The organism is Cupriavidus sp. OV096 (assembly GCF_900115455.1).
In the GTDB taxonomy this organism is placed as follows: domain Bacteria; phylum Pseudomonadota; class Gammaproteobacteria; order Burkholderiales; family Burkholderiaceae; genus Cupriavidus.
In genome coordinates, this window is record NZ_FOWM01000020.1 from 1 (window position 1) to 21344 (window position 21344).

14 protein-coding genes, 1 tRNA gene and 1 pseudogene are annotated in these 21344 nt (G+C 63.1%); 10 read left to right on the top strand and 6 right to left on the bottom strand.

The features are described from left to right. From BM115_RS26340 to rpoC, 10 genes and pseudogenes are all read left to right on the top strand, one after another. Window positions 1–92: pseudogene (locus BM115_RS26340) on the top strand (elongation factor Tu); the annotation flags it as partial. A gap of 86 nt (window positions 93–178) precedes the next feature. Next, window positions 179–254: transfer RNA gene (locus BM115_RS26345), tRNA-Trp, on the top strand. 59 nt (window positions 255–313) lie between these two features. Next, window positions 314–694, top strand: a complete 381-nt coding sequence (gene secE / locus BM115_RS26350; protein ID WP_092301702.1) for a preprotein translocase subunit SecE — start codon at window positions 314–316, stop codon at window positions 692–694. Window positions 695–704: 10 nt separating this feature from the next. Beyond that, window positions 705–1286, top strand: a complete 582-nt coding sequence (gene nusG / locus BM115_RS26355) for a transcription termination/antitermination protein NusG (RefSeq protein ID WP_017511590.1) — start codon at window positions 705–707, stop codon at window positions 1284–1286. A gap of 165 nt (window positions 1287–1451) precedes the next feature. Next, window positions 1452–1883: a 50S ribosomal protein L11 gene (gene rplK / locus BM115_RS26360; protein WP_092301705.1), complete on the top strand. Its 432-nt coding sequence runs from the start codon at window positions 1452–1454 to the stop codon at window positions 1881–1883. Next, window positions 1884–2579 carry a 50S ribosomal protein L1 gene (gene rplA, locus BM115_RS26365; RefSeq protein ID WP_092301708.1) on the top strand — a complete coding sequence of 232 codons (696 nt, stop codon included), beginning with the start codon at window positions 1884–1886 and terminating at the stop codon, window positions 2577–2579. It abuts the gene before it with no gap. Between the two features lie 407 nt (window positions 2580–2986). Then, window positions 2987–3511 (top strand): 50S ribosomal protein L10, encoded by a 525-nt coding sequence (gene rplJ / locus BM115_RS26370; RefSeq protein ID WP_092301711.1) that lies wholly within the window; start codon window positions 2987–2989, stop codon window positions 3509–3511. Window positions 3512–3580: 69 nt separating this feature from the next. Beyond that, complete coding sequence (rplL, locus tag BM115_RS26375) at window positions 3581–3955, top strand: 50S ribosomal protein L7/L12 (RefSeq protein ID WP_092301713.1); 375 nt, start codon at window positions 3581–3583, stop codon at window positions 3953–3955. A gap of 434 nt (window positions 3956–4389) precedes the next feature. Then, window positions 4390–8496 (top strand): DNA-directed RNA polymerase subunit beta, encoded by a 4107-nt coding sequence (gene rpoB / locus BM115_RS26380; RefSeq protein WP_092301715.1) that lies wholly within the window; start codon window positions 4390–4392, stop codon window positions 8494–8496. A gap of 127 nt (window positions 8497–8623) precedes the next feature. Next, on the top strand, window positions 8624–12865 hold the full coding sequence (gene rpoC / locus BM115_RS26385; protein ID WP_092301717.1) for a DNA-directed RNA polymerase subunit beta': 4242 nt from the start codon (window positions 8624–8626) through the stop codon (window positions 12863–12865). Between the two features lie 86 nt (window positions 12866–12951). Here the strand turns inward: rpoC and fabD are convergent, their stop codons facing one another. From fabD to BM115_RS26415, 6 genes are all read right to left on the bottom strand, one after another. After that, window positions 12952–13890, bottom strand: coding sequence for an ACP S-malonyltransferase (gene fabD / locus BM115_RS26390; RefSeq protein WP_177220024.1), 939 nt, complete (start codon window positions 13888–13890; stop codon window positions 12952–12954). 13 nt (window positions 13891–13903) lie between these two features. Continuing rightward, window positions 13904–14350 (bottom strand): hypothetical protein, encoded by a 447-nt coding sequence (locus BM115_RS26395; protein ID WP_092301721.1) that lies wholly within the window; start codon window positions 14348–14350, stop codon window positions 13904–13906. A 34-nt stretch (window positions 14351–14384) separates the two neighbouring features. Beyond that, window positions 14385–15491 carry a hypothetical protein gene (locus BM115_RS26400; protein WP_143093948.1) on the bottom strand — a complete coding sequence of 369 codons (1107 nt, stop codon included), beginning with the start codon at window positions 15489–15491 and terminating at the stop codon, window positions 14385–14387. Between the two features lie 64 nt (window positions 15492–15555). Next, complete coding sequence (locus BM115_RS26405) at window positions 15556–16353, bottom strand: outer membrane lipoprotein-sorting protein (RefSeq protein ID WP_092301725.1); 798 nt, start codon at window positions 16351–16353, stop codon at window positions 15556–15558. A gap of 1 nt (window position 16354) precedes the next feature. Next, window positions 16355–18640 carry an efflux RND transporter permease subunit gene (locus tag BM115_RS26410; RefSeq protein WP_177220025.1) on the bottom strand — a complete coding sequence of 762 codons (2286 nt, stop codon included), beginning with the start codon at window positions 18638–18640 and terminating at the stop codon, window positions 16355–16357. A 79-nt stretch (window positions 18641–18719) separates the two neighbouring features. Further along, window positions 18720–21332, bottom strand: coding sequence for an aminotransferase class III-fold pyridoxal phosphate-dependent enzyme (locus tag BM115_RS26415; protein ID WP_092301731.1), 2613 nt, complete (start codon window positions 21330–21332; stop codon window positions 18720–18722). Window positions 21333–21344: the final 12 nt, after the last annotated feature.

Genomic DNA, 21344 nt, shown 5'->3' on the forward strand with positions numbered 1-21344 from the left:
CCCCGATCGCCATGGAAGAAGGTCTGCGCTTCGCTATCCGTGAAGGCGGCCGTACCGTCGGCGCCGGCGTCGTGGCAAAGATCCTCGACTAAGCAGTAATACTGGCGAACACGGCACCAACCGGCCGTGGTCGTCTGCCAGAGGGGTTGGCGGAATCGTCGACCCCGAAGTTGTTTTTAGGGGTATAGCTCAACTGGCAGAGCGTCGGTCTCCAAAACCGAAGGTTGGGGGTTCGATTCCCTCTGCCCCTGCCAAATCAATCAGCCGCGTCGCGAGAATGAATCGTGACGCGGCTTAGTCTCGTTTGCGAAACATGGCCAATCCCAATGTCGAAACCGTAGGCGCCTCGAGCGGCAAATGGCTGCTCGTCGTCGCGGGGCTCCTGGTGGTTGCGGGAGTGATCGGCTTCTACGTACTCGCGCAGCAGCCGTCGTACGTGCGTGGCGCGGCGCTGTTCGCCGGTCTCGCACTGGGCGTCGTCGTGGCGCTCGTGTCCGCCCCCGGCAAGGATTTCGTGGGGTTCGCCAAGGAATCGTATCGGGAAGTCAAAAAGGTCGTCTGGCCGACGCGCAAGGAAGCCGGTCAGATGACCGGGCTCGTGTTTGCCTTTGTAGTGATCATGGCGTTGTTCCTGTGGTCGGCCGACAAGCTCATCGAGTGGGTGATTTTCTCCCTCGTGCTGGGCTGGAAATAAGAGGTAACACATGACGGATAACGCTCAGCAGGAAACCACGGCAGCCGAATCGCCTTCGTCGAAGAAGCGCTGGTATGTGGTGCACGCCTACTCCGGCATGGAAAAGAGCGTGCAGCGCGCGCTGCAGGAGCGCATCGAGCGCGCCGAGATGCAGGACAAGTTCGGCCGCATTCTGGTGCCCTCCGAAGAAGTCGTGGAAATCAAGGGTGGTCACAAGTCCGTGACCGAACGCCGTTTCTTCCCGGGCTACGTGCTCGTGGAAATGGAAATGACCGACGAGACGTGGCATCTGGTGAAGAACACCAGCAAGGTCACCGGCTTCGTCGGGGGCGCGCGTAACCGCCCGAGCCCGATTTCGCAGCGCGAAGTCGACAAGATCATGACCCAGATGCAGGAAGGGGTCGAGAAGCCGCGTCCCAAGACGCTGTTCGAAGTGGGCGAAATGGTGCGCGTCAAGGACGGCCCGTTCACCGACTTCAACGGCAACGTCGAGGAAGTGAACTACGAGAAGTCGCGCCTGCGCGTCTCGGTCACGATCTTCGGTCGCGCAACGCCGGTCGAGCTCGAGTTCGGTCAGGTCGAGAAGGTTTAAGGATTTGACCGCCGCGGCGCGCGAGTGCCGGGGCGGACAGAGAGGGCAGGCTGAGAGGTCCGCCCAAAGAGGAGCGTGAGGCTGTGCCGACAGGCATGGCGATAGCGCGTTACGACTCAACAGGATCCGTTTTCCCGAGGAATCCGGATCTGGATTGGAGTAGAAATGGCCAAGAAGATCATTGGCTTTATCAAGCTGCAAATTCCGGCTGGTAAGGCAAATCCCTCCCCGCCCGTTGGTCCCGCACTGGGTCAGCGTGGTCTGAACATCATGGAGTTCTGCAAGGCGTTCAACGCCCAGACCCAGGGCATGGAACCTGGTCTGCCGGTGCCGGTGGTGATTACCGCCTTCGCCGACAAGAGCTTCACCTTCGTGATGAAGTCGCCGCCCGCGACCGTGCTGATCAAGAAGGCAGCAGGCATCGCCAAGGGTTCGCCGAAGCCCCATACCGACAAGGTTGGCAAGATCACCCGCGCCCAGGCTGAAGACATCGCCAAGGCCAAGAACGCTGACCTGACCGCCGCCGATCTGGACGCCGCCGTGCGTACCATCGCCGGTTCGGCTCGCTCGATGGGCATCACCGTGGAGGGTCTGTAAATGGCTAAGGTTTCCAAGCGCGTCGCCGCCAACAAGGCGAAGATCGAGCGTACCAAGTTCTACCCGATCGACGAGGCCCTGGGCCTGGTGAAGAGCTGCGCTTCGGCGAAGTTCGACGAGTCGATCGACGTGGCCGTGCAACTGGGCATCGACGCCAAGAAGTCGGACCAAGTGGTGCGTGGTTCCGTGGTGCTGCCCGCCGGTACCGGCAAGTCGGTGCGCGTGGCCGTGTTCGCCCAGGGCGAAAAGGCCGAGGCCGCCAAGGCTGCTGGCGCTGACATCGTCGGCATGGAAGACCTGGCCGAGCAAGTGAAGGCCGGTAACCTGAATTTCGACGTCGTGATCGCTTCGCCGGACACGATGCGTATCGTCGGTACGCTGGGCCAGATCCTCGGCCCGCGTGGCCTGATGCCGAACCCGAAGGTTGGCACCGTGACGCCGGACGTGGCCCAGGCTGTGAAGAACGCCAAGGCTGGTCAGGTGCAATTCCGTGTCGACAAGGCCGGTATCATCCACGCCACCATCGGTCGCCGTTCGTTCGAAGACACCGCGCTGAAGAGCAACCTGTCCGCACTGCTGGACGCGCTGGTCAAGGCCAAGCCGGCCACCAGCAAGGGTGTGTACCTGCGCAAGATCGCCGTGTCGTCCACGATGGGCGTTGGCGTTCGCGTCGAACAGACTTCGCTGTCGGCCTAAGCCCGACGGCACTCACCTGACCGGTTCCCGATAACGCCGGCCAGGGCAGGAATGAAGGATCCCGGCATCGCCGGGGTCGGTTTCGGCGCCGAAGGGCGACGAAGCAAGGCTTTGGGCAGTGGTGCCCGCCAACCGCGCAGCGGCAACGCAGCGCGACGGCAGGTACCGCTGGTTATCAAAGACCGCTGGTGTTCATGCCGCAGCAATCAGGCAGCGTGGACTTAATCGGTCGGCACATGGGGGCATCGCCCGATGGCAGCCGTCCCGCCAGCGCAGATGGCGCACCCGAAGGGATTGATGAATCCGGGCATGTCCCGGGTGATTCGGGCCAATCGGACGCCGTTCGTTTGGACTGATGCGATTGCAGAGGAGATTTCCCGAGCACCGCATCGTTTTGGAGCTTAACCGTGCCACTCAATATTGAAGATAAGAAGGCCGTCGTTGCTGAGGTTTCGGCGCAAGTCGCCAAGGCCCAGACCATCGTCGTGGCCGAATATCGCGGCATTGCGGTTGGCGATCTGACCAAGCTGCGTGCCAACGCTCGTCAGCAAGGCGTGTACCTGCGCGTTCTGAAGAACACGCTGGCTCGCCGCGCCGTCGAAGGTACGCCGTTTGCAGGCCTCGCAGAGCAAATGACCGGTCCGCTGATCTACGGGATTTCCGAAGATGCAGTGGCCTCGGCCAAGGTTCTGAACGACTTTGCCAAGACCAACGACAAGCTGGTCCTGCGCGCTGGGTCGTATGACGGCAAGGTGCTCGATGCTGTGGCCGTCAAGGCACTGGCTTCGATCCCGGGCCGCGAAGAACTGATTGCTCAGCTGCTTGGCGTCATGCAGGCACCGGTTTCGGGCTTCGCCCGTCTGCTGGCCGCCCTGGCTGCCAAGAAGAGCGAAGGCGCTCCCGCGGAAGAAGCGGAAGCCCCTGCTGCTTAAGCTGTCGCAGGCCTCGCAAAGACAGATCGCATTACCGATACCGAATCACATCTAGTAGGAGTATTCCAAATGGCAATCACTAAAGACGACATCCTCGAAGCCGTAGGCTCGATGTCCGTGATGGAACTGAACGACCTGGTCAAGGCGTTCGAAGAGAAGTTCGGCGTGTCCGCCGCTGCTATGGCCGTGGCTGCTGCCCCGGGCGCTGGCGGTGCTGCTGCTGCTGAAGAGCAGACCGAATTCAACGTGATCCTGGCCGAAGTTGGCGCCAACAAGGTCGGCGTGATTAAGGCTGTTCGCGAAATCACCGGCCTGGGCCTGAAGGAAGCCAAGGATCTGGTTGACGGCGCTCCGAAGGCTGTCAAGGAAGGCGTGGACAAGGCTGCTGCTGCCGACGCCAAGAAGAAGCTGGAAGACGCAGGCGCAAAGGTCGACGTCAAGTAAGTGGTACCGCGCGTGCCCTCGTGGCACGCGGATGGGGCTGGCAAAGGGAAATCCCGGCGCCAGCCTTTTTGCGCTTCTGTGGGTGTGTTTGATTGGGCACCCGGCGGATCGAAGTACCGGCCAGGGCGCAAATAAAGTGATGGATAGACTGCTTGGCGAGCGAAATCATTCGCTGCCTTAGCAGAAGCCAAACATCAGTGGCACACTAAGTGGTTGCTGATGTTTGTCTTCTGAACCGACTGCAGAAGACAAGTTTGGTCGGGTGTCCCCCGGGCGAGTACAGGCATTGCGCCGTGCAATGACCACACCGCCCGCAGCGTGCGGACACCGTCAGCCAGAGGTTGGTAGCGGCCAACCGCCAAATCCCCTCCCAGTCGCTGAACACCTCAGGTGCCGGCCAGGTCCAGCCTGCCCTGCGATGATTCGGAGATCCCATGGCGTACAGCTTCACCGAAAAGAAGCGCATTCGCAAATCCTTTGCGAAGCGCGCGACGGTTCATCAGGTTCCATTCCTGCTTGCCACCCAGATTGAATCCTACACCCAGTTCTTGCAAGCGGAAACGCCGACCGCGCGTCGCAAAACAGAGGGTCTGCAGGCCGCTTTCAGCGCGATTTTCCCAATCTCCTCCCATAACGGGCTTGCCCGTATGGAGTTTGTCTCGTATCACCTGTCCAACCCGCCGTTCGACGTCAAGGAGTGCCAGCAGCGTGGCCTGACGTTCCACTCGGCGCTGCGTGCCAAGGTTCGCCTGATCATCAACGATCGCGAGAACCCGGGCAAGGTCAAGGAAGTGAAGGAGCAGGAAGTCTACATGGGCGAAATTCCGCTCATGACGTCGACCGGTTCTTTCGTGATTAACGGCACCGAGCGTGTCATCGTTAGCCAGCTGCACCGTTCGCCGGGCGTGTTCTTCGAGCACGACAAGGGCAAGACGCACAGCTCGGGCAAGCTGCTGTTCTCGGCACGGATTATTCCGTACCGTGGCTCGTGGCTGGACTTCGAATTCGATCCGAAGGACATCCTGTACTTCCGTGTGGACCGCCGCCGCAAGATGCCGGTGACGATCCTGCTGAAGTCGATCGGCCTGACGCCGGAGCAAATCCTGGCGCACTTCTTCGTGTTCGACAACTTCACGCTGCAGTCGGAAGGCGCGCAGCTGGAATTCGTGCCCGAGCGCCTGCGTGGCGAAGTGGCGCGTTTCGACATCGCGGACAAGAACGGTCGCGTGGTCGTGGAGAAGGACAAGCGGATCAACGCCAAGCACATCCGTGACCTGGACTCCGCCGGTACCAAGCTGATCAGCGTGCCGGAAGACTATCTGCTCGGCCGCGTGCTGGCCAAGAACATCATCGACCCGGACACGGGCGAGGTGATCGCCAACGCCAACGACGAGCTGACCGAGACGCTGCTGGAAAACCTGCGCGAAGCCGGTGTCAAGCAGATCCAGACGCTGTACACGAACGACCTGGACCAGGGCCCGTACATGTCGCAGACGCTGCGCGTGGACGAGACCGTCGACCAGACCGCCGCGCGTATCGCGATCTACCGCATGATGCGCCCGGGCGAGCCGCCCACCGAGGAAGCCGTGGAAGCGCTGTTCCAGCGCCTGTTCTACAGCGAAGAGTCGTACGATCTGTCGCGCGTTGGCCGCATGAAGGTCAACAGCCGTCTGTCGCGCCCGAGCGGCGAGGGCAGCATGGTGCTGCAGGACGAAGACATCCTCGAGACGATCAAGATCCTGGTGAACCTGCGTAACGGCAAGGGCGAGGTCGATGACATCGATCACCTGGGTAATCGTCGCGTGCGTTGCGTGGGCGAACTGGCGGAAAACCAATTCCGCGCCGGTCTGTCGCGCGTGGAGCGTGCCGTCAAGGAACGTCTGGGCCAGGCCGAGACCGAGAACCTGATGCCGCACGACCTGATCAACTCGAAGCCGATTTCGTCGGCGATTCGCGAGTTCTTCGGTTCGTCGCAGCTGTCGCAGTTCATGGACCAGACCAACCCGCTCTCGGAAATCACCCACAAGCGCCGTGTTTCCGCACTGGGCCCGGGTGGTCTGACGCGCGAGCGCGCCGGCTTTGAAGTCCGTGACGTGCACCCGACCCACTATGGCCGCGTGTGCCCGATCGAAACGCCGGAAGGCCCGAACATCGGCCTGATCAACTCGCTGGCACTGTACGCCCGCCTGAACGAATACGGCTTCCTGGAAACGCCGTACCGCAAGGTGGTGGACAGCAAGCTGACCGACCAGGTGGACTACCTGTCGGCCATCGAGGAAGGCAAGTACGTGGTGGCCCAGGCCAACGCGACCGTGGATGCCGATGGCACCCTGATCGATGAACTGGTCTCGTCCCGCGAAGGCTCCGAGCGCGAAACGCGCATGGTGACTCCGGACCGCGTGCAGTACATCGACGTGGCGCCGTCGCAGATCGTGTCGGCCGCTGCCTCGCTGGTGCCGTTCCTGGAACACGATGACGCGAACCGTGCACTGATGGGCGCGAACATGCAGCGTCAGGCCGTGCCTTGCCTGCGTCCGGACAAGCCGCTCGTGGGTACCGGCATCGAACGTACCGTGGCCGTTGACTCGGGTACCGCCGTGCAGGCCATGCGTGGCGGCGTGGTGGACTACGTCGATGCCATGCGTATCGTGATCCGTGTGAACGACGACGAAGCCGTTGCTGGCGAAGTCGGCGTGGACATCTACAACCTGATCAAGTACACGCGTTCCAACCAGAACACCAACATCAACCAGCGTCCGATGGTGAAGGTTGGCGATATCGTCGCGCGTAACGACGTGATCGCCGACGGCGCCTCGACCGACCTGGGCGAGCTGGCACTGGGCCAGAACATGCTGGTGGCGTTCATGCCGTGGAACGGCTACAACTTCGAAGATTCGATCCTGATCTCCGAACGCGTGGTGGCCGAAGACCGCTACACCTCGATCCACATCGAGGAACTGTCGGTCGTCGCCCGTGACACGAAGCTGGGACCGGAAGAAATCACGCGCGACATCTCGAACCTCGCCGAAGCGCAACTCGCGCGTCTGGACGAGTCCGGCATCACCTACATCGGTGCCGAAGTCGAGGCTGGCGACGTGCTGGTGGGCAAGGTCACGCCGAAGGGCGAGACCCAGCTGACCCCGGAAGAGAAGCTGCTGCGCGCCATCTTCGGCGAGAAGGCATCGGACGTGAAGGACACCTCGCTGCGCGTGCCGTCGGGCATGAGCGGCATCGTGATCGACGTCCAGGTCTTCACCCGCGAAGGCGTGACGCGCGACAAGCGTGCCCAGTCGATCATCGACGACGAACTGAAGCGCTACCGCCTGGACCTGAACGACCAGCTGCGTATCGTGGAAGGCGATGCATTCCAGCGTCTGGAACGCCTGCTGCTCGACAAGCCCGTCAACGGCGGTCCGAAGAAGCTGGCGAAGGGTGCCAAGCTGACCCGCGAGTACCTGGCCGATCTGGACAAGTACCACTGGTTCGACATCCGTCCGGCCGACGAAGAAGTGGCGGCCCAGCTCGAGGCAGTGAAGGAAGCCATCGAGCAGAAGCGTCACGAATTCGACCTGGCCTTCGAAGAGAAGCGCAAGAAGCTCACGCAGGGCGACGAACTGCCGCCGGGCGTGATCAAGATGGTCAAGGTGTACCTGGCCGTGAAGCGTCGCCTGCAGCCTGGCGACAAGATGGCAGGTCGTCACGGCAACAAGGGTGTGGTGTCGAAGATCGTGCCGATCGAAGACATGCCGTACATGGCGGACGGTACCCCGGCCGACATCGTGCTGAACCCGCTGGGCGTGCCGTCGCGGATGAACGTGGGCCAGATTCTGGAAACCCACCTGGGCTGGGCCGCGCGCGGTCTGGGCCAGCGCATCGGTGACATGCTCAAGGCGCAGACCAAGGCACAGGAGCTGCGCAAGCTGCTGGCCCAGGTCTACAACGAGAGCGGCAAGCCGGAAGACCTGGACAGCCTGACCGACGCCGAAGTGCTGGAACTGGCTTCGAACCTGAAGAAGGGCGTGCCGTTCGCAACGCCGGTGTTTGACGGTGCGCATGAGGATGAAATCCGCCGCATGCTGGACCTGGCCTACCCGGACGAGATCGCCAAGGAGAAGGGCCTGACCCCGTCGAAGCAGCAGGTCACGCTGTACGACGGCCGCACCGGCGAAGCGTTCGAGCGTCCGGTCACGCTGGGTGTGATGCACATGCTGAAGCTGCACCACTTGGTCGATGACAAGATGCACGCGCGCTCCACGGGTCCGTACTCGCTCGTGACGCAGCAGCCGCTGGGCGGTAAGGCCCAGTTCGGTGGCCAGCGTTTCGGTGAGATGGAAGTGTGGGCACTGGAAGCCTACGGCGCGTCGTACGTGCTGCAGGAAATGCTGACGGTCAAGTCCGATGACGTGAACGGCCGTACCAAGGTGTACGAAAACATCGTCAAGGGCGAGCACTCGATCGACGCCGGCATGCCGGAATCGTTCAACGTGCTGGTGAAGGAAATCCGCTCGTTGGGTATCGACATCGATCTCGATCGTTACTGATCGGCGTGATGACGGCGTCCCGCTGCGGCGGGCGCCGGCCCGGTAGACCCGGCAGAGAAGATTTCCCACAGGATGAATGCCGTGGCCCCGAACAGACTTCGGTGCCGCGGCGAAACAAGGAGTTGCAATGAAAGCATTGCTCGATCTCTTTAAGCAGGTTCAGCAGGAAGAGCAGTTCGACGCGATCAAGATCGGCCTCGCCTCGCCCGAGAAGATCCGTTCGTGGTCGTACGGTGAAGTGAAGAAGCCGGAAACGATCAACTACCGGACGTTCAAGCCGGAACGCGATGGCCTGTTCTGCGCCAAGATCTTTGGCCCGATCAAGGACTACGAGTGCCTGTGCGGCAAGTACAAGCGCCTGAAGCACCGTGGCGTGATCTGCGAGAAGTGCGGCGTCGAAGTCACGCTGGCCAAGGTGCGTCGCGAGCGCATGGGCCACATCGAACTGGCTGCGCCGACTGCGCACATCTGGTTCCTGAAGTCGCTGCCGTCGCGTCTGGGCATGGTCCTGGACATGACGCTGCGCGACATCGAACGCGTGCTGTATTTCGAGGCATTCGTGGTGCTGGAACCGGGCATGACCCCGCTCAAGAAGAGCCAGATCATGTCCGAGGACGACTACATCGCGAAGTGCGATGAGTACGGCGAGGGCGAGTTCGTCGCCATGATGGGCGCCGAAGGCATCCGTGAACTGCTGCGCGGCATCGACATCGAGAAGCAGATCGAACAGATCCGCGCCGAGCTGCAGGCCACCGGTTCCGAAGCCAAGATCAAGAAGTTCGCCAAGCGCCTGAAGGTGCTCGAGGCGTTCCAGCGTTCGGGCATCAAGCCCGAGTGGATGATCCTGGAAGTGCTGCCGGTGCTGCCGCCGGAACTGCGTCCGCTGGTACCGCTGGATGGCGGCCGTTTCGCCACCTCGGACCTGAACGACCTGTATCGTCGCGTCATCAACCGGAACAACCGCCTGAAGCGCCTGCTGGAACTGAAGGCGCCCGAGATCATCGTGCGCAACGAAAAGCGCATGCTGCAGGAAGCGGTGGATTCGCTGCTGGACAACGGCCGTCGCGGCAAGGCGATGACCGGCGCCAACAAGCGTCCGCTGAAGTCCCTGGCCGAGATGATCAAGGGTAAGGGCGGTCGTTTCCGTCAGAACCTGCTGGGCAAGCGCGTCGACTACTCGGGCCGTTCGGTCATCGTGGTGGGCCCGACGCTGAAGCTGCACCAGTGCGGCCTGCCCAAGCTGATGGCGCTCGAGCTGTTCAAGCCGTTCATCTTCCACAAGCTGGAAACGATGGGCATCGCCACCACGATCAAGGCGGCGAAGAAGGAAGTGGAAAGCCAGACGCCGGTGGTGTGGGACATCCTCGAAGAGGTGATCCGCGAGCACCCGGTGATGCTGAACCGTGCGCCGACGCTGCACCGCCTGGGGATCCAGGCGTTCGAGCCGGTGCTGATCGAAGGCAAGGCCATCCAGCTGCACCCGCTGGTCTGCGCGGCATTCAACGCCGACTTCGACGGTGACCAGATGGCTGTTCACGTGCCGCTGTCGCTGGAAGCACAGATGGAAGCCCGCACGCTGATGCTGGCCTCCAACAACGTGCTGTTCCCGGCCAACGGCGATCCGTCGATCGTCCCGTCGCAAGACGTGGTGCTGGGTCTGTACTACACGACCCGCGACAAGATCAACGGCAAGGGTGAAGGCATGACGTTCGCTGACATCAGCGAAGTCATCCGCGCCTACGAGAACAAGGAAGTCGAACTCGCTTCGCGCGTGAACGTGCGGATCACCGAGTACGTGCTCGTCGACAAGGACGCCGTGGGCGATGCCCGCTTCGCGCCCAAGATCACGCTGCAGGCCACCACGGTCGGCCGCGCGATCCTGTCCGAGATCCTGCCGAAGGGCCTGCCGTTCTCGGTGCTGAACAAGCCGCTGAAGAAGAAGGAAATCTCGCGCCTGATCAACACCGCATTCCGCAAGTGCGGTCTGCGCGAGACCGTGATCTTCGCCGACAAGCTGCTGCAGTCGGGCTTCCGCCTGGCGACGCGCGCCGGTATCTCGATTGCCATCGACGACATGCTGGTGCCGCCGCAGAAGGAGAAGATCATCTCCGACGCCGCTGCCAAGGTGAAGGAATACGACAAGCAGTACATGTCGGGTCTGGTGACGGACCAGGAGCGTTACAACAACGTCGTGGACATCTGGGGCGCCGCCGGCGACCAGGTGGGCAAGGCGATGATGGAGCAGCTCCAGCACGAAGACGTGGTCGACCGCGAAGGCAATACGGTCAAGCAGGAATCGTTCAACTCCATCTACATGATGGCCGACTCGGGCGCGCGGGGTTCCGCAGCGCAGATCCGCCAGCTGGCCGGTATGCGTGGCCTGATGGCCAAGCCGGATGGCTCGATCATTGAAACGCCGATTACGGCGAACTTCCGTGAAGGCCTGAACGTTCTGCAGTACTTCATCTCGACCCACGGCGCGCGTAAGGGCCTGGCCGATACGGCACTGAAGACCGCGAACTCGGGTTACCTGACCCGTCGTCTGGTCGACGTGACGCAGGATCTGGTCGTGGTCGAAGACGATTGCGGCACCACCAACGGCGTGGCCATGAAGGCCCTGGTCGAAGGCGGTGAAGTGATCGAAGCGCTGCGCGACCGTATCCTCGGCCGTGTGACCGTGTCTGACGTGGTGAACCCGGAAACGCAGGAAACGGCGATCGAGACCGGCACGCTGCTGGACGAAGACCTCGTCGACCTGATCGACAACCTCGGCGTGGACGAAGTCAAGGTCCGCACCCCGCTGGCGTGCGACACGCGTTACGGCCTGTGCGGCAAGTGCTACGGCCGCGACCTGGGCCGCGGCGTGCTGGTGAACTCCGGCGAAGCGGTGGGCGTGATTGCCGCGCAGTCGATCGGTGAGCCGGGTACGCAGCTGACCATGCGGACGTTCCACATCGGTGGTGCGGCATCGCGTGCGGCAGTGGCCTCGAGCGTGGAAGCCAAGGCGACCGGTACGGTCCGCTTCACGGCGACCATGCGCTACGTGACGAACGCCAAGGGCGAACTGATCGTGATCTCGCGTTCGGGCGAGACGCTGATCACGGACGACCACGGCCGCGAGCGCGAGCGCCACAAGATCCCGTACGGCGCCACGCTGCTGGTGCAGGACGGCCAGGCCATCAAGGCTGGTACGCAGCTGGCCACGTGGGATGCGCTGACGCGCCCGATCGTGTCGGAATACACCGGCATGACGAAGTTCGAGAACGTCGAAGAGGGCGTGACCGTCGCCAAGCAGATGGACGAAGTCACCGGCCTGTCGACCCTCGTGGTGATCGATGCCAAGCGCCGTACGGCTGCCACCAAGGGCCTGCGCCCGCAGGTGAAGCTGCTCGACGCGAACGGCCAGGAAGTCAAGATTCCGGGCACGGACCACTCCGTGACCATCGGCTTCCAGGTTGGCGCGCTGATTACCGTGAAGGACGGCCAGCAGGTGCATGTGGGTGAAGTGCTCGCACGTATCCCGACCGAATCGCAGAAGACTCGCGACATTACCGGTGGTCTGCCGCGTGTGGCTGAACTGTTCGAAGCGCGTTCGCCGAAGGACGCCGCCGTGCTGGCGGAAGTCACCGGTACGACATCGTTCGGTAAGGACACCAAGGGCAAGCAGCGCCTGGTTATCACGGACCTGGACGGCAACGCCCATGAGTTCCTGATCGCCAAGGAAAAGCAGGTGCTGGTGCACGATGGCCAGGTGGTGAACAAGGGCGAAATGATCGTGGAAGGTCCGGCGGACCCGCACGACATCCTGCGCCTGAAGGGCATCGAGGAACTGGCGCACTACATCGTGGACGAAGTGCAGGACGTGTACCGTCTGCAGGGCGTGAAGATCAACGACAAGCACATCGAAGTGATTGTTCGTCAGATGCTGCGCCGCGTGCAGATCCAGGACGTGGGCGACACCCGGTTCATCCCGGGCGAGCAGGTGGAGCGTTCGGAACTGCTGGACGAAAACGACCGCATGATTGCGGACGGCAAGCGTCCGGCCACGCACGAGAACCTGCTGCTGGGTATCACGAAGGCGTCGCTGTCCACGGACAGCTTCATCTCGGCGGCATCGTTCCAGGAAACGACGCGCGTGCTGACCGAGGCCGCGATCATGGGCAAGACCGACGACCTGCGTGGTCTGAAGGAAAACGTGATCGTGGGTCGTCTGATCCCCGCCGGTACCGGCCTGGCCTACCACCGTGCCCGCAAGGCACGCGAGGCGGCCGAGCGCGAACGCGCCCAGGCGATCTCGGACGAAGAGCAATCGCTCTTCATCGAGCCGCCCGTGGTGCAGGCCACCGAGGGCGACAGCGACGCGGTCTGATCGCGATCGTTGCTGCACTGGAAGTGAAAAACCCGGCTTTCGAGCCGGGTTTTTTTTCGTCTGCGCGATCCGCAGCCATTGACTGCTCACGACAGGGCCAGCACGGCGGCCTCCATGCCTTGGGGCAGATGCAGGGTTAGTACGGACAACGCGGGAGCGACGCGCCGGCACAGATTCGTCAATACCTCCCCGGGTCCTGATTCCACGATGTGCGTGACGCCGTCGGCCTCGAGGTGCCGAACCATTACCGTCCAGCGCACCGGGGCAGTCAGTTGCGCCACCAGCGCCGGCTTGATCGACGCCTCCGTGGCGACTTCAAGGCTATTGCCGTGCAGCACGCGCAACGAAGGGGCCGTGACGCGGATGTCGTCGAGGCACCGGGCGAGCGCCTCCGCCGCTGGCTGCATCAGCGAGCTATGGAACGGGCCACTGACTGGCAGCACGAACACCATCTTTGCGCCGGCCTCCCGGGCGGCCATCTTGAGACGCTCGATGGCCGGCATATGGCCGGCCACCACCACTTGCCCGGGCGCATTGAAATTCACCGGCTCAAGTACGCCGCCACCTCCGGCGCAGGCGGAACAGAGTCGTTCCACTGTCAGGTCATCGAGACCGATGACCGCTGCCATGCCCCCAACGCCGGGCGCCACCGCCGCCATCATCGCCAGCGCCCGTTGGCGCGCGATGTGCAGGGCATCCGGCAGCGCCAGGGCACCGGCGGCAACCAGCGCTGAAATTTCCCCAACACTGTGTCCGATCGCCCATGGCACGGCTACTGGAGACTGGGCCTGCCAGGTGCGATAGATCGCGATCGACGCCGCCACCACCAATGGCTGCGTGTTGACCGTGCGGGCGAGTTCCGCTGGATCGGCATGCTGGCTAAGGTGCCAGAGGTCCAGATCAAGCACATCCGAGGCTTCGTCGATCGTCTCGACGAACACACGCTCACCCCGCCACGCGGAAAGCATGCCGACGGATTGCGACCCCTGACCAGGAAACACGCAGGCGGGAACGATGCGAATCATTGCCGACGCCCCTTTAGCGCGCCGTCTCGACAGCATCGGTCGCTGCGAGCCAGCACCAGGCGGCCGCGCAGTGAAGGAGCCCGATAGCCAGAGATGCGAACGAGGATTGGATGTCGAACGTGGACAGGGGTTGCCGGAGCACCCATCCCACTACGATGAGGCCGCCCCGCAGCGTATAGATTGCTGCAATGCCGATCACCGCAATGCGCATCTGGGGGAGCGTCGGCAGCAACCCGGCCGCCGCCGCATAGTAGGCAGCAAAGACGAAGAACACCCCCGTGATGCCCGCTGTCAGCAATCCCGGCACCCAGGAGCCGCGCTCCGCCATGCCTGCGAGGGCCTCGCCGGCGCCGAAGGCACGGTACGCCTGCGGCCCTTTGGCGATGATGTAGATATGCAGGAAGGCGACAAGCGCGCTGCAAGCTGCGGCGGAAGTGGCGAGAATTGGCGTGATCATCATGACCTCGGATAGGGTTGGGATCAAAAGCGTAGGGCTAAAAGTTGTGGGTCAGATTGACCTGCAACATGCTGTCGCGACACAGCGCCTCAAAAACGCTGTCGCCGTTGCAACTCGCCTTACGGGCTACCAGACGCAGCCGCGCGGATTTGCCGAACCGACGGCTGAACTCGAGTTTGTGCATCAGGATGCGGGTCGCACGGTCGTGCAGCACGCCGTATTGCAGTTCCGCATCACCGGACTCGTTGAGGCGAATACGCACGCCGGCGAAGGGGCCGTGTGTGAACGGCGTGAACGGCGCGCTGGCGTCGCGGTGGTCGCGCAGGTATTCGAACAGCAGTGAAAGGTCGCCGTCGGGCCTGGCGAATGTGTATTCCGCACCGACGATGTAGGCACCGAAAGGCGCACCCTGCCCCCAACGAAAGATCGCCTCGCCCTTCCACAGCATGCTGCCAGCGGGCAACACACCGGTCACCCCCAACTGTCGGATGCGCTGGTAGGCCGTCGTCAAGTCGGAGGCGATGGTGGGCTCGCGTGACAAGCCATCGAAGTAGTAGGCACCGACGTCGGCATCCGCGATGGTCCCCGACCAGCGTACGGCGATATCGTTGGTCCGCTGCCAGGGCGCCAGGCCGTGGGAGGGGGCCTCCGGTGCCAGCGGCCCCATGCGTTGCCGGCTTCGAAGGCCCAGTTGGGGGCGGGGCCGGAACCACGGCATCCAGTACACGGCGAGACGTCCGTACGCCTCGCTGAAGCGGGTGTAAGACAGCATCGGCTGGCCGAGCTTGGCCTCCAGATCGATGTCCGCGCGGGTATCGATCTGGTTGATGATGTTGACCGGATGGCGTGACTCCATCACGCTCCAGTCCAATGTCTCCATCCCGGCTTGCCAGAGGTTGTCGCCGCGCTCGGCACGGACGGTGGCTTCGCGAAAATCGAAGTAACGCATGTCCGGATCGGAAACGTCCAGGCGGACGTAAGGGGTCAGCCGGCCGGTGACGCCCGGGTACATGGGGTGTGTGACAATCCAGCCGAGATTGAGGACCAAGGCCGCGGCATGTTGGTGCTGTGCCTGAAATGCGGGGGGGCGATTGAACAGCCAGACTTCCGGACCGATACTCCCGCTTGTCTCGACGACTGGCATCGCGTGGCCAGTGCCCGCATGCCAGACGAGACACAGGGTAGCGAGCCAACGGACGCATCCCCGTTTAGCGAACATACTCCAGCCGCTGCGGCTCGAAATCCCGCTTGTCGACGCCGCCATCCCGGAACTTGTAGCCGGACATACTGATGCGGGTCGACTTGCCGGTCTGATGGTTCACCATGTTCATCCACCCTGGCTTTAGCAACTGCTGTCCGTAGGCGGCAAAGTCGCCGCTCTCCAGCGTTTTCTGCAAGGCCCCGCGACGGTCGTACAGTTCCGCTTTCAATGTCACGTACCGCTCGCGGTCGATCCACAGCACCTGCTTCGTATAGCCGGAGCCCTCGTAGCGGGGCGTGCGCTCGACCTTGAAGCACGGTGTCCCGCCGGTGTCTTCGTCGCCCAGATAGCGGTGGCTGAACTTGCGTGGCAACTGCGAGGTCAGGTCTTCGAACGAGAACTCGCTGCCCATGAACGAGCCCGACTTGCTGTCCGAGGCGATGCGCCGCGTGCGCTTCAGGGCCGGCAGGTATAGCCACTGATCGTCGGGCTTATCGGCATGCGCAAAACTCAGGAAAGCCGTGTGCCGGATGTCGGCCGGAGACTCGAACAGCATCAGGTGCTTGTCACCGTCGCCGTCCGTCTCGAGCACGGCGCCACGCATCTTGCGCACGCTTTGCTGGCCATGCCGGTCACGCAGGATCATTTCCATATCCATGCGATAGCTGCTGAACCCGCGTTCGCGCGCGTACATCTCCGCGACGATGGCTTCGCCGCGGGTGGCGTCTTCCGCCGCCGCAGCCACGGGCGATACCGCGATCAGACAGAACACAAGCGCCACAAGGCGCATCCGGAGCTTCATCATGTCAAATGCCTTTCAACGGTTGGGAGTGGGGGGCGGAAGCCGGCTTCGGGGTGTCCCGGTCGATGGCAAATAGCAATGGCGGCAGCAGCACAAGGTCCACGATGGCGGCAATCGCGATCGTCAGCACGGACATGATTCCCATGTCGGCGTTCAGGTCGAAGTGCGAGAAGATCAGTACGCCGAAGCCGGCCACCAGGACCGAAGTGGTGAACAGCACCGCCATGCCGGAAATGCTGTACGCGTTCTCCACCGCCGCCCGAGGTGACAGACCCAGCACCGTGCGGGCGCGGTGGTACTTGAAGACGCTGTGAATCGTGTCGTCGACGATGATCCCGTAGGTCAGCACCCCCACCACCGCCACCGACAGGCCGACTTGCCCGACAAACGCTCCCCAAAGCCCGAAAGCCATCAAGGACGGCAGGACGTTCGGAAGCAGGCTGGCGAAGCCCAGTCGGACACTGCGCAGCACCAGCCCGATGACGACGGAAACGAGCAGGATCTGCAGCACATACCCCTGCAGCGTACCGGCGACATTCATCTCGCCGATATGCGAGAACATGATGGACGGCCCAGCGCCCGACGCCTGCATGCCGGCCGGCAGGTTTGCGCGCATCCACGCCTGCACGCGCTGGTCGAAGGCCACCAATGCCGTGGACGTGATGTCGCGCAGGACCACGGTCAGCTTGCTGGCCGAGCGGTCGATCCGAATCTGATCGTTCAGATCCAGCCCGGGTGGCAGGGACAGCTCGTACACGAGTAATACCTGGGCCGCCGCCATGTCATCATCAGGCACGCGATATGCGGTCGACGCATCGCCATGCAGCGTGCGGTGAACGCGCTTGACCACGTCGGCGAGCGAGCTGACCTGGAAGACTTCGGGCTGCGCGCGTAGCCAGTCGGCAAGCCTGTCCAGATCCCGCAGGTACGCGGCCGAACCCACCGTACCCCCGACACCTGACGGCACCGCGTAGTACACGGTATGGACGCCGGATAGATGCGACTGGATGAAGTCCGTATCGCGGCGGAACTCGACGGCCGGACTGAAATAGTCGACGAAATTGTCCTCGAGTTGATTGCGCGTGACGAACCAGGCGGCAGCGAGGTTGAGCAGCGCCACCCCGATGAACACCGGCTTTCGCCACGCCACCACGGCGCCCGCCATGCGGCCGATGGCATGCCCCTGCCGCAGCATCCGCTGCTGCCCGGAGATCGGCAGCACGGCCAGGCACGCCGGGAGGAACGACGCTGACAACAGCAGCACCACGATGGCACCAATGCCCAGCATCACGCCGAAGTTGGCGACCGGTGGAACGTCCGACAGGCACATGCTGAAGAAGCCGAGCGCGTCCGTGCCACAGGCCACCAGCATGATGGGGGCGTTTGCTGCCACGGCATCCCGTACGGCCTCATGCCGTGACGCGCCGGCCCCCATCCGCCGGATCGTGTAGACAATTACGTGCAAGCAATTCGCGACGGCGATGGTGGTGAGGATGGTCGGCGTAGAGACGGAGATGGCCGTGAGCTTGACGCCAAGCCAGCCGACCATGCCGAGCGCGGCGAAGATCGCCAACGTCATCGTCAGCAACGCAGCCGCCACGCCGCACGCACTGCGCAACGCCACGAACATGACGACGAGAATCAGCGCGTACATCAGTGGCGTCAGCGTGGCCAGGTCGGCCTTCGCTTCCTCGTCGAAGGCGTTGTCGAGCAATATGCCGCCCGTGGCCATAACGCGGATATCGGGGTCCAGCGCGCGCGCCTGATCCATCAGGGCGCGCAGTGCATGCACGGCCTCCGGCAAGGCTGTCTCCGTTGGCGCGGGGAGTGTGAAGCTGATACTGATTCCCGCCACAGACCCATCGGGCGAGACCAACCGCTTTACCAATAGCGGCTCGCTGAGTGCGATGGCGCGGATGGCCGCGATCGCTTCGGGTGTCTGGCCCGTCCCCGGCTGGTATAGGGGGCGCACCCGGAGGTCATCGTCGTGGGCTTCGGCATGCTGATGGTTCGTGAGACTGTCCACGCGTCGCACATGGGGCAGCTGCCATGCCAGTTCGGTGAAGCGCGCCATTGCATCCAGCGCGCGAGGCGTAAACACCGTCCCGTCTCGGGGGACAAAGGCCACCAGCGCCTGGTTGTCGTCTGCATAGGCGTCTTGGAGTGCCTGATTGGCGAGCAGTTGCGGATCGTCCGAACGGAAGAAATCGCGATAGTCACTGCTGAAGGCGATGCGCTCGAGTCCCGCACTGGCCGCCACGCAAAGTAGCACCGTCGCGACGATCACCATCCATCGCCGCCTGACCAGCCATGCTGCATAGCGTATGGCCAAGGCGTGATGGGACGCGTCCGGGTCGCGCAGGCGGGGTTCAGTCGACGAAGAAGCCATCGCGTTTCATCTCGGTGAGTGATTGGCGGAACGCCTCGCAGACCTGTTCCAGATCGGCGGGCATGTGGGCGTCGCTCAGGGCGAGAAAGTGCAGCTCCGGCATATAGACGCCATGCGTGCGCATGTAATAGGCCAGTGCGATGCTGGCCTTGTAGTCGCTGCCGCCCTGGATCTCGCGATAGAAGCGCGTTTCCCGATGCGAAAAGCTCACCGTGAAGATCGAGCGCATGGACTTGATGCGGGCCGGCACTTGCAGCGCGCGGGCGATGCTTGTCAGCTGCTCGAGCAGCCATTCACTCTTCGCATGCAGCGTCTGATAGACCTCGGGATGGTCGCGGAGATATGTCAGCATCGCGGCGCCAGACGCGGCGCTCAATGAGTTGCCGCTCATGGTGCCGCCCAGGAAGACCCGCGTCTCGTAGTCGCGGAAGGGGTCGGCAGTACTGCGGGCGATCTCCATCAGCTTCCGGCTCCCCACCACGGCGCCGCACGGCATGCCGCCGCCAATGATCTTGCCCAGTACCGTCAGGTCCGGCGTGACGTTCGCCAGGGTTTGGGCGCCGCCGTAGCAGACGCGGAAGCCGCTCACGACCTCATCGAACACCAGCGGGATGTCGAGCTCGGAGCAGGCCGCACGCAATTGTTGGAGGAATTCGGTGTCGAGCCTCCCCACGGAAAACGGCAGGGGTTCGAGAATGACGCAGTCGATTTCCTCGGCACGCTCGCGCAGCACGCGCAGACTTTCTGGATGGCCGTACTGGAGGACAACGGTGTTGTTCACCGTTTCGTCCGGGGTGCCGGGACAGCCTGCCACCGGCTCGGGCCGCTCTACCGGTCCGCGTTGCTGAAACCACGAGCTGACCATGGCCTGGTCGGAGAAGCCGTGGTACTGGCCCTCGCATTTCGCCACCTTTCCGCGTTGCCGGTAGGCGCGGCAAATGCGCAGCGCCTGGATGACGGCCTCCGTTCCCGAATTCGAGAGGCAGGCGTAACCGCTACCCGGGAACGCATCCACCAGCAGCCGGGTAAGTTCAACCTCCGACGGGTTGCCGACAGCGTTCAGGCAACCGTCCGCCATGGCCGCCTGCTGTGCGGCGACAATTGCCGGATGCGCGTAGCCGAGGATGTGCGGCCCGTAGCCACCGGTGAGATCGATATAGCGATTGCCGTCGACGTCTTCGATCTGGCATCCCTGGGCCCGGCGCGCGAACATCGGATAGGTGCAGGGGAAGAAGTAACGGTTCATGTGGATGGACGCGATCATGAACCGCTGCGCGTCGTCACGCATCGCCAGTGTCTTTGGCGTTGCCCGGTGGAAATGGCCGTCGAAGCGCTGGCGCACATCGTCATTCATGTAGGGCGAGTATTTGTCCGAGAACCGTCGGGAATTGGCCCAGACGTCGATGTCCGGATCGATCTGCTTGCCGAAGCCCTCGCAGGTGGTTAACGTCAATTCGACCTTGGTGAAGTTCGGGGTGTAGTTGGCACCGTGGCGGCGCAGTGCCTGGCTGATGTCCCAGAAGAACTCGTCGGTCTTCCACTGATCCGCGATCTCGTAGAAGTGCCGCAGGATCACCGCCTTGACGTCCTCGAAGAACTGGCGATGGTCACGCACAGCCTCCTTGTCTACGACGAAGTGACTCAGGAAGCGGGTGGTGGCGAGGTCCCATTCATGCCGGATCGACGCGAAGAAGAACGACGCCAATCCCCATTTCTCTGCCTCCGTCACGTAGACCGTGATGCCGAAGTCGAGAAAGATGATCCTGCCGTCCGCCGTGAAACGCACGTTGCCGGGATGGGGGTCGCCATGGGCGACGCCATGCATGTAGAGCATGGTGTAGATGGCATCCTGGAAGCGGCGCGCCAGTTGCGCCCGGGGGATGCCCACTCGTTCGAAGTCCCGGCCCGGAATGCCCTCCATATATTCCATGGTCAGCACGCTCCGGCGGGTCAGTGCGGTGTGCACCCGTGGGATGATGACAAAGGGGTGATTGGCGAAATTCCGCGCGAGCGCCGTCATGTTGCGCGCCTCCACCTCCATGTCGACCTGTGGCAGCAGTAACTCGCGCAACTCGGCCACGCGTACCGGCATGTTGAAATGGCGCAACGAGGGCACCATGGCATGTGCCAGTGCCGCGAGCCGGGCAATCGATCGCAGGCTCTTGCGCAGGCGGCGCGAGACGCCAGGCTTGACCAGCTTCACCGCCGCGCGCTCGCCACCCTCGAGCCGCACTTCATGGACTTGCGCAATGGACGCGCTGGCAAGCGGAACATAGTTGAAGGATTCGAAGACGGATTCATACCCGCTGCCGAACGCCTCGGCGAGGAGCTTTCGCACGGCCGGCTCGTCAGCTGCCGGGACATCGTCCTGCAGCCGTTGCAGCGCGGCGATGGTGTCAGGCCCGAACAGGTCGGAGCGGGTCGAGAGGATCTGCCCGATCTTGATGTACAGCGGGCCCGAGGCGATGCAGAAGCGGGCGATGCATTCGCCAAGCAGGCTGGCCCGGTCGGCGGGAGGGCGGCGTGCGGCGCGAAGCCGGTACGAGGCGGCGAACCAGGCCATCGAAGGCAGCAGGGTCATGGCGTAGAGCATGGTCGGGCTCCG